The sequence below is a fragment of the Bradyrhizobium sp. IC4060 genome (genome assembly GCF_020193715.1).
Classification (GTDB): domain Bacteria; phylum Pseudomonadota; class Alphaproteobacteria; order Rhizobiales; family Xanthobacteraceae; genus Bradyrhizobium; species Bradyrhizobium yuanmingense.
Genome location: NZ_JADYVJ010000024.1, coordinates 15770 through 30176 on the forward strand (window position 1 = coordinate 15770; position 14407 = coordinate 30176).

Consider the following 14407-nt stretch of genomic DNA (forward strand, 5'->3'; position numbering starts at 1 on the left):
AGGTCCGGTGTTCGAACTGCCTCTCCGCGCAGCACTCCATACGTGCGACAGCTCACCCGCCCATCTTTCGATAGGCTCAGCGCCTGTGACCGTCGTTCAAGTCTAAAGCAATCGGCATGCCGCCCCGCAGATCAGCTGATCTAGCAAAGAATGAGGAGCTTCTTGTGCCGTCGATACTGGTCCACTGTCAGCGATTGGTTCCGGACCTGTCGTGAACCAAACAGCTGGGAGACGATTGGTGTATGTAAGATACGACGCGACAGCTATTCGAGCTGCTTCCTAGAAGCGCAGGTCGTACCCGCTGCGACTCAAGGGGATGCTTCACCGCGGAAGACATAGGCGGTACGCTGAATACGACCATCTCGCCAACTGAACGATTCAAACTGAAGGCGCTCTGGCTTTGCAGCGTGGATCGCATATTGTCGCCCACGCGCGCGATGAGCCGAAATGGCCTCCCTTGAGGCCCGCGGTTGAAGTGCTCCGAACGCCTCAGGTTCGTTGCGCGGCCCTTCTATGCAGACGTTGCCGCGGGCCTTTCATGCATGTCGGCAAGAACCGCTAAAGAGCGCGACAAACTCGCAGCCGAATAGGTACAAGGAACGGTCCAAACCCTGCTCAGCGTAGCACCGTCTGCCCATTCTTGACGACCGTAACCCGACGCTCTTTTACGCAAGCTTCGAATGAGATCGAATTGCCGTCCTTCCAAAGATTGACGGTAACAACTTCTCCCGGGAACACGGGCGCCGAAAAGCGGGCGCGATGACGACGAAAGGCAGACGGATCGTAGTCGGCATAGCTCTGCAGGACGGCTCTGCAGGTCAGCCCATACGTGCACATTCCGTGCAGAATGGGCCTTGGAAAACCGGCTCGACAGGCGAACTCCGGATCACTGTGCAAAGGATTTCGGTCGCCAGAAAGACGATAGATCAGGGCTTGGTCAGGTCGGGTCGGGATATCGAGTGATCTATCTGGTGCTCGGCGGGGCACTTGGTGCGGCTCGGGCATCCCCTCCGATGGCCCGCCAAAGCCGCCGTCACCTCTTGCGAAGGTCGACGAAAGGATTGTGACGATCTTGTCGCCGCCCCCATCTCTGACCACCACCTCGTTCTGAATGATCGCGCCTTTCTCCTTACCCTTGTCATAAATTCCTCTCACACGGGCGTCCGCCGTCACGTTCGCCGCGACGGGCATCGGCTTGTGAAACGTCAGGTCACGTTCGCCGTCAACAACCATGACGCGATTGAGGTCAATGACTCCGGGGCGTGCGCCCCAAACGCACACGGAAGCAAACGTCGGGATCACCTTTAATGGCTTCGACGTTGCAAACGCCTCGTTGACAAATTGTAGCTCCTCCTCCTTAAGGGGATCTGAGCCCATGCCCACTCCAAGCGCGTAGAGCATTACCTCCCTGTCAGTCCAGGAATAGCGAGCTCCACAAGTCCTTAGGTTTAGTGCAGCGGGATAGTCGAGGGGCATCCGAGCCTTTCTACAGTTGAGACTAGGGCGCGCCGGCGGCGGCTCAACTTGAATGCGCTTCGTGGGGCGGCGGGCGTACCGCACTCGCTCCGAACCCGTGGGCTGGAGCGCGTGCGTTAGGTTTCATTGTTCGGGCAGATCATCAAGCCAGCAGGCTGTCGCGACGTGCGGTCGGGAAAAGATCTTCCCGATCTTCTCGGCAACTTTATTCTGGTGGTAGCGCATATACACCCGGCCATCCTGGCCTAAGTCCAGAATCTCTATTTTTCCTGTGTAATGGGACATGATGTATTTAAATGTCTTCTCGATCCCGCTCAGACGTTGGTTGATTCCGCGCACAACCTCTAATCCTCGGCCCAGTGGGACTTGGAAGTGCGATGCACCCTTCACCGGCCTCGCCTGAAATAAGTAGTAAGGTCGCACTCCGATTTCATGGCATTTGGCAAAGGTCGCGGCCAATATCTCGGGATCGTCGTTGACTTTGGCGAGAAGCACGGACTGATTAAGGAATTGCACGCCCTGTGCTCGCAAGGCGCGAATTTTGTGCTCCGCGTCGCATGAGATCTCACCTACGTGATCGAAATGCGCGACGATGATTGGGGTTTTACCCGCCTTGTGGATACGTTGGAATAAGGCCGCTAGAGCGGAATCCGCAAACCGCCTTGGCTCATAGGCCAGCATTTTTGTGCCAAATCTGATGGAATTCAAATGCTCTATTGGCAGCAGGTGGTCAACGATCCTGTTCAGTTTGGCGGTGCTGAGCACGAACGGGTCACCTCCGGAAAGAAGTACGTTCGTCATCTCAGGATGGCGCGCAATATAATGCGTGGCCTGATCGAAATCCGGTGCGATTTCATCCGAAACCTTGCCCACAATGCGCTTGCGAAAACAGTAACGGCAATATGAGCCGCAACGTTCCGTCACCAGCAATAAGCCGGTCTGGGCGTACTTGTGCTGGAGTCCCGGCACGACCGTGTTGTCGTGCTCGCCGCTCGTATCCAAAGTGCCCGGACTCTCGAACTCCTCGACAGAGGGCTCGACAACGTGCTTCAGCTGATCGTAGTAACCGCTTTTGATAATTTGTTCGCGATAAGACTTTGTGACATGATAAGGCGTGATGTTGTTGACCTGCAGTTCATTCTCGCTCACCACGCGGGTTTCTTCAATTAACTTCAACACGTGTGCTCTGCAATCCAGCGGATTTGTTGTGGTTGCCATTGCCCTTATCGTCGCGTTTGGTTCAGCGCGATCTTTCCCGTCTACAATACAGCATCAACAATGGATCGATACCTACCTGGTGTGGTGAGGACTATCGGGCCCGAGAGGTGAGAAAGGTGCACCGGTACTCGCCTGATGTTGGCGCGCCGAGGTTAGCGGCGCGATCGCGAACCTAAGTCGCAGCCATGAGAGCGTGCTGGGATCCTGAATCCCAGGGGGATAGCCAAATTCGGCGAATCGCGACTCGCCCTCAAGGCGCCGAGGAGGCTGGCGGGGGTGGCGTATCGGCGGGTCTTCCGATTTGGGTGAGCAGGGCCGTGGGTCAGGGCGGTTTTCAGGCGGCACGGATTTTCCCGGGTCGGTATCGCGAGCGCGATCCATTCGGTGGGGTTCGAGGACACGCGCCGCACAGCAGCTTTGCCGACCGCCACGGACCGACGTTCCGCGCTGAAGGGAGCTCCGGGATTGGCTCCTGGAACTGCGGCGCAGCTGATGGCGCGTCATTACGCCTCGGCCGGTGTCAGCCCACGCGCCGTCGGCGATGCACCGAACGGCGATGAGGACACGACCACATTCCTTGCGGCCGCACCTGCAAAGGGCTGACTGCATCTTTCGTGCGCGACGGGCCGATCAACGCCGAGTATTTCCTGGCCAATATCGAGCAAATCCTCCTCCCCGTGCTGCGCCAGCGCCATGCCGTGATGCTCCCGATCTGTCGAGCCAGAAGCACGAAGAGGGCCCGCCCGCCTCATCGCAGGCGCGCGCCTACTATTCCTGCCGCCCTACAGCCCCGATTTCAAGCCGGTTGAGATGGCATTCGTCGCGGCGCCCTCTAGATCTCATCGGGCGACCCTGAACATGTCCACTCCTGAAGAACGTGCCAACTACGTCCCTCATTGCGGATACATTCCGCTTTGATCGCGACGGCTCCAGCGAGCCCGCGCAGCATGCCTAAGGTATGCGACCAGCGACGCCCAAAAGAAGCAGATTGCCCGCGCCGGTTAGCCGGTCCTGCCGGAATAAGCTCGAAAGCCCGGCTCCGCTCGACATTGCAGGGCCGCAACTTAGTCTTGGACCGCCAGCGTCTTACGAAAACCGGACGTGCGCACAATGCTAGGCAGCCTCAGCGGCCCGTGATTTCAGCCTGTTGATGTGCGGTACGCCGGAGTCAATCGCAAGTTGGTCCATGGCCCAATGAGGACTGCCGATCTTGTTGACGGGATACGTCTCAATCGCGCGATTGTCCCAGATTGCGACGTCGCCTGATTTCCAATTCCAGCACAAGGTGTTGTGCGGGGCGGTGAGATAGGATTCCAGAAGTTCGAACAGCCTTTGGCTGGGATAGCGCTGTAGGCCGACAAAGTTCTGCACGGAACAGCCGAGCGAGAGCATGCGTTCGCCGGTCTCGGGATGGACACGAACGATGGGATGTGCCGTTTCGTAGATCGTTCCGGTGGATACGTCCTCCAATACCGGCCTCGCGGCTTCGTTGGCCCCGTCCGTCGCAGTGTGATCGAATGCGGCTAAGCGCACAGCCCAGAGGCTATCGGCAAGCATCCGCAGGGGATCGGGAAGGCCAAGATAAGCGGCCACCGAGCTTGACTAGGCGATCTCGCCGCCGAAAGGCGGGATCGCTGCACCTCGCAGCACTGAAATTGCCGAGCGGGCGGCACTGAAGACGTCGGGACTGAAGACGTCATCACCGTTCATCTGATCGACATGATCGCAGGCGCCATCAGGGAGCGTCTTCCGGATTGTTAAGCCTCCCCTTCTGTCCAGCATCGTGGGATTCCGTAGCAGCGAGCCAAGCCGGAGCACAAAACGCTGTTGCTGGGCATCATCCAGATGTCCCTGATCACGGAAGAAAATGAGCTTATGATCTAGCAGCAGCCGGTTAATGGCTATGATGGCCTCGTCGGACAAATCGTCTGACAGCGTAATATTCTTGATTTACGTCCCAAGCTGGTCCGCGTGCTTCACGCCGGCGTCAGTTTGGCGCAGATCGGCATTGTGCGTTCGCCCTCGGCGATCCGCTCTGCATCGGCGGCTTTCGCTTCATCGCTCGTGCGCCAGCTGCCGGCCAGAATCTTCGGCAAAACGTCATCGAGTTGCGTCGGGGAACCGACAAAGGCGATGTGGCCGTCACGGTCGACGACGAACGAGGTGGGAATCCCAACAGAAAAGCTGGAATCCATCCAAAACTTGTCCATTTCGCGTGTGTAGTCGAGCCCGACCCGATAGTTGAGATTCGGCAGCTTTTCGATCAACCATGCGTCCAACTTGCTTCGGGCCTCTTCCGCTGTTTGAGCGCGCTCTCCGGCTGCTATTGCGACGACCTCAACTCCGCTATCTCTGTATTTCTCTTGCAGCTGTACCAGATCGGACAGTGTCGCCACACACGGTGCGCACCAAGTTGCCCCAAATTCGACGATGTACACGTTCCCGGGCTGGAAGCTCGTGAGGGGCTGACCACGCAGCCAGTTCTCCACCTTGATCGGGGGAGCTGGGGATTCTAAGCCCAGCGCCATGTTACGCTCCAAAGTTATTGTCAGAGACTGCGCGACGTTTTGTGCTAGCTCAACTCCGATCGCGACCGCGACCGAGAGGTGTGGTGCCTTGGTGTAGACGGGCTGCCGAGCGAGAGCCGTAGCGAATGTCGGTGTCGCAGCGCTAAGCGCGACGACACACAAAGTGACAAGGCACAAGCTCGTCCTCTCACAAGCAGGCCACATCGGTTCAAGGAAGGAAAGCATCGCTCGACTCGCATCTGGGTGTGCTCAGCACTTTCAGTACTGCTGCACCTAGTAGCAACGTCCGTGGCAGCATCTTCTCGCGCATTAAGGCCTAATTGCGCATGAATAGCTCAACGGCAGTTCACGGCGACCAGTGTTTGAACCCGACGGGCTTTGTGCCACTGTCGGAGTTTGAACACGAATTGCGCACTTCGCGCCGCCAGAAAACTGATTTGATGTTGTGAGCCGCCGAACGGAAACTTGGTAATGCCTCCCCTAGCAGACAGGATTAGAGGCGAGCGACGATTGGACTCGAACGAGTCACCGGGACACGTGTTCTGGTCCATGACGACGGAGCCATTCGCGGGGAACGGATCAGGGAGGCTTTGAAACTGTCAGTGCTCGCCATCGCCCCAAGCGGTTCCTGCACCAAGAGCAGGTACTTCGACTAGTTTGCTGTCCAGCCGAGTGCACTACGAGTCCCTGACGCCCCCATCCAGTTCGAAAACCGTTTCCCTCGTATCGAAACAGATGCCGCCGATCGCTCGATGGAGCTAAGGCTTATACAGGCGTTCACCTCCAGGTTTCTGACCAGGAGGCCGGCTGGACCCACCCGCTGGCGGCGCGCATCACTTCCTTGCCGGCATGAAACCCTTTGGCAAGCTGCGGACCCTCAAGACCCAACGTGTTACAGCTGGATGACAGGTATCGAAATAAGTAGATGGAAAACCCTGCAATATGCGATGTGGCCGACATCGACATAGGCTATGCAATGCGATCAATGTCATCCATGCGATTGGCGCGTATGAAAGGGCCGGCGCCAGCGCCGTTGTCATCGAGGACAAGACATTTCCCAAGGTTACGAGCCTTGCTGCGGGACGTCCAGATGATGATTTATGGCAGTTACGGGATCCGGGCCTCAAGCACAGCCTTGAAGGACAGCTTCCGCCGTATCATCGCTGATGGCGGCGTCCAGAACATCCACAAGCATATTGTAGCGGTAGAGGAAATCTTCAGACTGCAGAGAATGGAGGAGATTAAGGCAGCTGAAACGCGCTTTCTGCGCTGATGCAGGGCCCAAGGCCAACTCTAACCTCGCCTGAACTGCTATCGCTGCAATCTCGATGGTTTGTGCCGGCTCATTCATCGTGGCTGCAACTCCATTTCGTTGAATGGAGGACCATCGGCTCACTCTCAGTCAGCATCTTTTGCGTTTGGCTCGAGGCTATTAGCGCAAATGGGGCAGCGGAATCGAACGCTGCCGAGCCAGTGTAACGACGGAGCTCGGGTCAGCGCCGGCAAAACCCGCCCGCACAAATTGATGACGATCGACATACCAGCGCTGGTGCGGCCCGCCCCAATAGCGTCGGGGAACAACGATTCGGTGACACGCATCTAATAATTCGATGGAAAACCTCCGAATTGGTGATGTTTTTATGTCGGTTATAGCCAGTGGTTTGATGACCATCGAAATGGCTGCCTTCGCGCATGAGAGCTCGTGCGCTTGTGGCATACAATGTGCGCCGAATCCGCGTTGAGCGCGGTATTCCGCAAGAGCAATTGGCCTACGATGCAGGCGTTGATCGCTCCTATATGAGCGGACTTGAGCGCCAACAGGCAAACCCGACAATCGATCTTCTCGATCGGCTTGCCGGGACGCTCGGCGTTGCTGTCTCCGAGCTGTTTGTTCGGCCATCCAAGGGGGCGCCGCCACCCGCTACCTTACGTAAAGGTCGCAAGCCGAAGCCGGCACGCCGCAAAAGGACCTAGCCCCCCTGACAGCACCGAGCCATTGACGCCGATCTTGTGCGGTGACCAAGTATCAATGCGCTCCCAGGCGGATTTTGTGCGCAGCCGCCCCCTGATTCGCGGCAATCCCGCGATGGACATCGAATAATATGATGGATGTTTAATCTGGCGCCGGAGCAGACAGTGGCGGCTCAAGACGACGAAGTTCCTTTAAACGCCATCCGCGCTTTTGTGACCGTCGCCCGCGAAGGCAGCGTCACGCGCGCCGCCACCACTTTGGGAACAACACAGAGCTCAGTCAGCCGCTATTTGTCCGTACTGCGGGACTATCTGGGTGCGGACCTGATCGCGCGGCGCGGCCGACGCAGTGATTTGACCGAGTTCGGAAGACTATTTGCTAACGCAGTCTCTGAACCGCTCGAGACAGTTGGCTTCACCGCCAAGAGAATGCGGCGGCGGGCGGCAGCGGGCACCAATCGGATCGTCGTCCGCACATCTCTATCGACTTTTGCTTCCTCGCTTTTGATTCCAAATCTGCAAGCTTTCTCTGCTGAATCGGGCGGTGTTATCGTGGACGTCGTCAGCTCACTATCGCCGCCGAGATCTTCGGATGACTACGACATATTGATTACACGCGACCTTTCCGTCATCGAACCCGCCGATAGTTGGGAGATCTACAATGAGGAGCTGGTATGCGTGGGGCCGCCAAATCTGGTCGCGGGCAGAGAGCTCTCGATCGTTCGATCAACGCCGATACTGAACATCACATCTCGTCCCGACATCCTGCCGACGTGGCTGAGGGCGATGAACCTGTCCTCAAACGACATCCGAGCGGGCGCGCGGTACGATCACAATTATCTTGCTCTGCCGGCAGTCATGACAGGGAAATGCCTTCTTGTCGCACCGGAAATCATCGTCAGTGATCTAGTGCGAGGGGGCGCCTTGCAAATCATCCCCGGCTCACGCGCTCCAAGTGGCATGCAATATCGCGCCTACGCGGTAGATCGCAGCGAGCATCCCGAAATCGCTCGTTCTTTTTGCCGATGGGTGGCTCGTCTTTGCAAGAAGGCAGCACTTGCGCAAGCTGCCTGACGCCTAGCAGGCCCCCTCATACGGTACAGCGGGAGATCGATGCATTGCCCGCTATTCAAGTTGAGAGCACTCAACTTGAGAAAACCATCGGAGCAGAGTCGTCAAACCCTTACGAAGATTGCGCCTCTCTGTCGCAGCAATCCGGACGCCAAAGAGTGAGAGACCGGAACGCAAAGATCTCATCCTATCCGCGATCGTGCCATGCCAAAAGGATTGCAGCACGGAACGGAGGTATGATCGCCCAAGAGCTCATGAACTGTCATTCCTGCGTCTGCCCTTGTCGAGCAATGCGCGGCAGCGAAGGCGCATGAGGCGCCGCCCCAGCTTAACAAGTCGAATGGTTCGGCTGCGCAAATCGTCTGTTTTCCAGCCCCGTTCGCCAATACGATGGCTTCCAAACAGACCTTGCGCGATTTGGCGATAGCTATTTCCTTCCTGCCATCCATCCAGTGCGCGCAGCGCGAGGATAAGCCGACGCCGCTTCAAAGCTGGCAAAGCAAGAGGAGGCGTTCCGAGCGGCCGATCCTCAAGGGCGAGCCAAAATTGACGTGCGGCCTGCAAGCGGAGCTCGAGATCCGCGTCGAGCGGCAGGTCGAGCGCGACAGCAGACCCGCTTGCCGGAAGTCTCCTCAGCCAAAGGCGATGCTTCGCGCCTCCGAGTGGCACGATGGCATGCCAGCCATCCGGCGCGCGACGAAGGTCGCTACCCGGCAGATTGCCGAAATCGAGCTGGTAGCTTTTAGGCGCCACGGAGTTGGCCGCCCGCACAGGCAGTACGGTCGACAGCACTTCGGGTGCCCAGAAGACTGCCTGCTTGTCAAATTTCTTTTGCGGATCAGCCGGAAAACGAGAGCCCCCACTTCCGTCGCAACTGGTCCGTGGTTGCGCTGGATCGTTGCCGGCGAGATAACCGCCTATAATCCTCTTGGTAGTCGGGATCCCGGCGCAGCCACTCCCAGGCCACGTCGGCAGCTTCGGCCTTCTTGAGGTCGCTGTATGCTTCCTCAGATCTCCAGTCAGTACCCGGCATCGCACCATTTCCCCGCAAGATTTCACACGCTGCGAAATGCAGCCGATGATTGTGGCCCTTTCCGGTTGCGTGCGTACCGCCTGCGAGCCTTGCACGCACTTAATCGATGGAATAATTATCTTTTGCGATTGCTGGGAATTCCGCGGATCCTGACATCCGCCGTGTTCATTGCTTTGGCCAACCGCCACGCAGCAGATCACGATAGCCGCGGCCGGCTAGCCACTTGGCCCGCGTCAGATGACTTTCGAACGTGCGTCGCGCACGATCGGGTTCAACGGTCGGCTCAAGCCCAAGCACAATGCGCGCGATTTCGCGCCAATCTGCCTTGTCAGCGTCGGCATCGAGAAGTCGCATGTAGGTGATGGCGTGCTCCTTGTCATATGACGTGAGCTCGTGCGCGCTGGGCGCCAATTCTGCGATCTTCGGGTCGGCCGGCACTGCCTGACTCCTATCAAACTGAAAAATCTATCGAATTCCGCGCAACGATAACCAAATTGGGGGCGTTGTGGTACCGCCGGAATCGTCGCAGCGCCAAACTCATTTTCGCACCAAGACCGCGATCGCATATCGGCTCACAATGACCTGGTGGCTCCATCCTGCGCATTTCCTCTTTCATCGCAGTACATACCGGAACTGATCGGAGATTTGCCATGTAACTAGGCTGTTCTTGCTCTTTCATGCCGGGGTGCCCGTGGTGACCGGCCCGCGCGCACTGGCCGTGGCCAGACCAGCCCTTGGAAAAAATTCGTTTCCCTTTTCGAGCTCCAGTTGAACGGTTGTCCTATCTGGTCGCGGTGCCCGGAAAACGCCGCAGTACCTCTGAGCGGCCATTACTGCTCTCCGGCCAGTGGCGGGCTATCGCACCGCGAGAACGCTTGTGATGATCGACGACATTCGAAGACGACAAACGTTACGGCGTCTGCATCTCACCGTGACCTGCTTCCTTGAAGCAAATTGGAACTAGGACAACCAACTGCATAGGTGTGAGCTTATCGTAATACTCTGGCTATAACCAGTGGTTTCATAATCGTCGGAATGGCTGCCTTTGCGCATGAACGCTCGTGCGCTTGTGGCCTGGAATGTGCGCCGGATCCGCGTAGAGCGCGGCATTCCGCAAGAGCAATTGGCCTATGATGCCGGGAGATTGACCGCTCGTATATGGGGCGCATTGAGCAGAAGAAGGAGAACCCGACCATTGATCTCCTGGATCGTATCGCCGCGACCTTGAGTATTCACTTGTCCGAATTGTTTGCGGAGCCAAGGGTGCGGTGCCACCTAAGCCGATGTCCAGAGGACGCAAGCCGGCACGCCGTGTCGGAACAGGACGTAATTATGTAGAGAGCCATGTTTGCAGCTAACCACGGGAGCGAAACGAGCCGGAGCGGCTCACGTGCTCCGTTCGAATCCGTGGCGGCCGAATCCGATCTCCTGCTCCAGCCGATGTTGCGCCAGCACGGTTCGGCTTAAAGAAGGCCCAGAGCGGCCCATTAAAAAGCCGAGTGATCCTCACAGGCCAGAAGAACGAAGAGGCCGCCTGCCTCATCGCAGGCGCCGGCGCGCACCTACTATTCCTGCCGCCCTACAGCCCCGATCTCAAGCCGATCGAGATGGAATTCGCCAAAGCCAAAGAACTGTTGCGGCGAGCCCCCCGAACCGTCGACGCCTCCGGGATCTCATGGGACGCACACTGAACATGTTCACTCCTGAACAATGTGCCAGCTACGTCTGACATTGAGGATAGAAACCGCTTTGATCGCGACCGGCTCCAGCGAACCGCCCAGCATGCCTAACGTATGCGACAGGCGCGTCCACGCCTTTCTGTCCGAACAAACACGCGACCCGCCTGCTCATAAGCGAGCGTGAGCGCGATCCCCAATTGCGAAGGACACGCTTGAAAGGCCTTCATCGATGATCAGGACCCTGATGTGCCTGGGCCCACATTCATGAGTTGTTTCCGCAGCGCGCGAGGCCGCTTTTAAGTTGGATAGAGCCTCGACCATGGCCCGAGCTCGATCCGCTCCAGCTTTTCAATGTCCAGCCCCGATAGCCAAGAGCCGGCTCGCATTCTACCCGGCTCTCACACGAGAATGGCACCGCCTGCTCGCGCTTCTCAGCAATTCTTATGGACAAGAAAAGAAGCAGGTTGCCCGCGCCGGTTAGCCGATTCTGGCGGGATAAGCTCGAACCGCCAGCTCCCCTCGACATTGCAGAGCCACAACTTAGTCTTGGACCGCCAGCGTCTTACGAAAACCCGGCCACCGCTAGGCAGCCTCGGCGGCCCGTGATTTCAGCCTACTCATGTGCGGTACGCCGGCGTCAATCGCAAGCTGGTCCATGGCCAAATGAGGACTGCCAATTTTGTTGACGGGGTACGGCTCAGCCGCGCGATTGTCCCAGATTGCGACGTCACCTGATTTCCAATTCCAGCACAGGGTGTTCTGCGGCGCGGTGAGATAGGATTGCAGCAGTTCGAACAGTCTTTGGCTCGGATAGCGCTGCAGGCCGACAAAGTTCTGCACGGAACGGCCGAGCGAGAGCATGCGTTCGCCGGTCTCGGGATGAACACGAACGATCGGATGTGTCGTTTCGTAGATCGTTCCGGTGGATACGTCGTCCAATGCTCTCTTGTCGGCTTCGGTGGCCCCCTCCATCGCAATGTGATCGAATGCGGCGCAGCGCACAGCCCAGAGGTTATCGGCGAGCATCCGCAGGGGATCGGGAAGATCAAGATAAGCGGCCGCCGTGTTCGACCAAGCGATGTCCGCGCCAAAACGCGGGACCGCTGCCTCCCGCAGCACTGAAATTGTTGGGCGGCGGGTACTGAAGACGTCATCATCGTTCATCTGGTCGACATGACTGCTGGCGCGATCAGGGAGCGTCTTCCGGATTGTTAGGTCTCCCCCTGTGTCCAGCATTCTGGGATTCGGTATCAGCGAGCCGAGCCGGAGCACCAAACGCTGTTGCTGGGCATGATCGAGATGTCCCTGATCACGGAAGAGGATGACCTTACGCTCTAGCAGCAGCCGGTTAATGGCTATGATGACCTCGTCAGACAAATCGTCCGACAGCATAATGTTCTTGATTTCGACACCAAGCCGGTCCGCATGTTCGACGATGTCTGCTCGCGGGATAACGTTATCGATTATCATTGTGCCACTCATGACGGTGTCTCTCTCTGTGAATGTCTAAACAAAGCTCCGCGATTGGTGGTGACGCGTGGCAACGAACGCGACAAGGCCGTCTTGATGACACGCATCCGAATTGTCTGAGGGGTGACCCACACCGCGCAATTCGCCGGCTGATTTTGATACAGACCACCATCATCTTAGGATCTGACTCCCTCTGCGGTGCGGACACAGCCAGTGCGGTTCGAATCAACTCGCGTATAACGCGAGCAGATCGATTTTCAGCCTGATCAACAGTACAAATTATAGAGGCCGTCTACGTCCAGTCCATGAAACGAAACCAGCTTTCTTTTCGATCTCGAGTAACGTTCGCCTCGTCTGCGAACTCGTTCTTGGAAAATCCTCGAACAACGATTGCATCGTCACCTCATGCGACTGACATGGCCTCATCCGCACGACAAGAATCGAACTCGTTAGAAGCCTGCGCTCGCGAAGCGGATATGACGCCTCGCTTCGGTAAGTTTACTCTATCTTAAGCTGTACGTATTCTCTACAGCTACCTACACGATCCGCAATCACTTCCTCGCGACTTGGAGTTGTCCAATGCGGGGTGTCTTTCGTCGGCTTGTTTATTGTGTTGTTCTTCTTGCCGAGCAGGAAAGCCGCGCAAAATTCGGACGCTGCAACTCCCATTGCAGCTAAACCACGGACTCAATCCCTCGATTTGCGAAATCTGAGCTCGTCACCGAATGCCGGTCTTCGGGGCTGTGACCTACGTTCTTGGCTCTGTCCGGAGGCGTAGATTTTCCTTACGGAGCGCGGCTTGTTTTAGCTTCCTGGCAGTTGACCGCACAAAATAGAGACAGAGCGCGGCCCCCGCAGCAATACCGTGCGCCCCCGAGACAATGCAGCGACTTCGCGCTCTCTCTAGTACCTTAAGGCGCGTGAGCATGATCACACACGCACCAAAAATGCAGGATTTCAGAGAAGACAATGAAAGAATGCACCAGCAGGGCAACAACGCATCCACGCGGCCGAGCCATCGTGCAAGATGCGCATCGCCGCAACAAAGCCCCTTTCAAACCTAAGGCTCGTCACAAGCCGCAGTAAACTCCGTTAAGCTTACTTGCATGTGCAGCCAAAGCTGCTTGTAAGCAGCTCGCGCCGCGCGAAATTGTGCTTTGAGTTCTTCGATGCCTTTGGTGCCGATCTATCTGGTGTATTTTGATTTTGATCATCGACAATTACGACTCATTCGTGTTCAATATTGCGCGCTATTTCCTCGGTGAACAGACGCAGGTCGTCCGGAATGACGCGATCAGCGTCACCGATCTCATCGCGCTTCAGGCGCGTGCAATCGTGATCTCTCCCGGCCCGTGCACGCCAGCGGAGGCCGCCATATCCACTGGCATTGTCCGCGAACTCTCGGGTCGCGTTCCAATTCTTAGCATCTGTCTTGGGCACCAGTGTATTGGAAACGTTTTCGGCGGTCGCGTGGCGCGCGGTGCCCCATGCACGGCCGAGCCTCACACATAACGCATGACGGCCGAGGGTTGTTCAAGCAAGTCCCCTCTCCACTTTCTGTTGGACGCTATCATTCTCTGGCGGCCGAACTCGAGCAGTCAGACGCGCAGCATCTCGTGGTGACAGCCCGTTCAATTGAGGGTGAGATTATGGCTTGGTCACATCGGCATCCCCCAACCTACGGCGTGCAATTCCACCCCGAGTCAGTACTTACTCACCAAGGGCACGTGGTGCTTATGAACTTCTTGCGATTGGCGGTCAGTTTCCAAGCGTGAGATCGGAGACTTCGTCGAATGGCGAGCTGCGTATTCGGAATCGCCCCGCAGAGGTCGGACAAGATGTAACCAGAAAGCGGAAATAGCTCAGTTGGTACGATACGTACGCAACTTTCTCTTTTGGTGCAGCCTCAATTGAATTACTTGGAGCCGAGTCGGCCTCTTCGCATCACCTCCACTCGGTAA

10 protein-coding genes and 5 pseudogenes are annotated in these 14407 nt (G+C 57.3%); 6 read left to right on the forward strand and 9 right to left on the reverse strand.

All coding sequences use genetic code 11. The annotated features are described in order from the left end of the window. Positions 1-615 precede the first annotated feature (615 nt). The 5 genes and pseudogenes from I6F16_RS35505 to I6F16_RS35530 all read right to left on the reverse strand — a co-directional run. Positions 616-1476 carry a MaoC/PaaZ C-terminal domain-containing protein gene (locus I6F16_RS35505; RefSeq protein WP_225174514.1) on the reverse strand — a complete coding sequence of 287 codons (861 nt, stop codon included), beginning with the start codon at positions 1474-1476 and terminating at the stop codon, positions 616-618. 123 nt (positions 1477-1599) lie between these two features. Continuing rightward, complete coding sequence (locus I6F16_RS35510) at positions 1600-2694, reverse strand: KamA family radical SAM protein (protein ID WP_225174515.1); 1095 nt, start codon at positions 2692-2694, stop codon at positions 1600-1602. Positions 2695-3197: 503 nt separating this feature from the next. Then, on the reverse strand, positions 3198-3389 hold the full coding sequence (locus I6F16_RS35515) for a hypothetical protein (protein ID WP_157785200.1): 192 nt from the start codon (positions 3387-3389) through the stop codon (positions 3198-3200). Between the two features lie 418 nt (positions 3390-3807). Beyond that, positions 3808-4644, reverse strand: a pseudogene (locus I6F16_RS38300) (TauD/TfdA family dioxygenase). Between the two features lie 62 nt (positions 4645-4706). Continuing rightward, positions 4707-5222: pseudogene (locus tag I6F16_RS35530) on the reverse strand (TlpA disulfide reductase family protein); the annotation flags it as partial. Between the two features lie 1090 nt (positions 5223-6312). Between I6F16_RS35530 and I6F16_RS35535 the strand changes: the two are divergent. The 3 genes from I6F16_RS35535 (at position 6313) to I6F16_RS35545 (ending at position 8267) form a co-directional block, all read left to right on the forward strand. Beyond that, positions 6313-6495, forward strand: a complete 183-nt coding sequence (locus I6F16_RS35535) for a hypothetical protein (protein WP_225174518.1) — start codon at positions 6313-6315, stop codon at positions 6493-6495. A 419-nt stretch (positions 6496-6914) separates the two neighbouring features. Then, a complete protein-coding gene (locus I6F16_RS35540; protein ID WP_081493846.1) occupies positions 6915-7196 on the forward strand; it encodes a helix-turn-helix transcriptional regulator in 282 nt (93 codons plus the stop codon). Positions 7197-7331: 135 nt separating this feature from the next. After that, positions 7332-8267 (forward strand): LysR family transcriptional regulator, encoded by a 936-nt coding sequence (locus tag I6F16_RS35545; RefSeq protein WP_063710688.1) that lies wholly within the window; start codon positions 7332-7334, stop codon positions 8265-8267. A 249-nt stretch (positions 8268-8516) separates the two neighbouring features. Here the strand turns inward: I6F16_RS35545 and I6F16_RS35550 are convergent, their stop codons facing one another. The 3 genes from I6F16_RS35550 to I6F16_RS35560 all read right to left on the reverse strand — a co-directional run bounded on the left by I6F16_RS35550 (position 8517) and on the right by I6F16_RS35560 (position 9735). Then, the gene (locus I6F16_RS35550) at positions 8517-9056 is read right to left on the reverse strand and encodes a DUF2285 domain-containing protein (RefSeq protein ID WP_225174519.1); all 540 of its coding nucleotides are present in this window, start codon (positions 9054-9056) and stop codon (positions 8517-8519) included. Between the two features lie 46 nt (positions 9057-9102). Beyond that, positions 9103-9297, reverse strand: coding sequence for a DUF6499 domain-containing protein (locus I6F16_RS35555; protein WP_225125761.1), 195 nt, complete (start codon positions 9295-9297; stop codon positions 9103-9105). Between the two features lie 165 nt (positions 9298-9462). Further along, positions 9463-9735, reverse strand: a complete 273-nt coding sequence (locus I6F16_RS35560; protein WP_225174520.1) for a DUF2285 domain-containing protein — start codon at positions 9733-9735, stop codon at positions 9463-9465. A gap of 613 nt (positions 9736-10348) precedes the next feature. Here I6F16_RS35560 and I6F16_RS35565 point away from each other — a divergent pair. Together I6F16_RS35565 and I6F16_RS35570 are read left to right on the forward strand one after the other, a co-directional pair. Next, positions 10349-10655: pseudogene (locus tag I6F16_RS35565) on the forward strand (helix-turn-helix transcriptional regulator). Between the two features lie 192 nt (positions 10656-10847). Beyond that, positions 10848-11026, forward strand: a pseudogene (locus I6F16_RS35570) (IS630 family transposase); the annotation flags it as partial. A gap of 532 nt (positions 11027-11558) precedes the next feature. Here I6F16_RS35570 and I6F16_RS35575 read toward each other — a convergent pair. After that, positions 11559-12458, reverse strand: coding sequence for a TauD/TfdA family dioxygenase (locus I6F16_RS35575; protein WP_225174521.1), 900 nt, complete (start codon positions 12456-12458; stop codon positions 11559-11561). A gap of 1188 nt (positions 12459-13646) precedes the next feature. Between I6F16_RS35575 and I6F16_RS35580 the strand changes: the two are divergent. Next, positions 13647-14221: pseudogene (locus I6F16_RS35580) on the forward strand (aminodeoxychorismate/anthranilate synthase component II). Positions 14222-14407 lie beyond the last annotated feature (186 nt).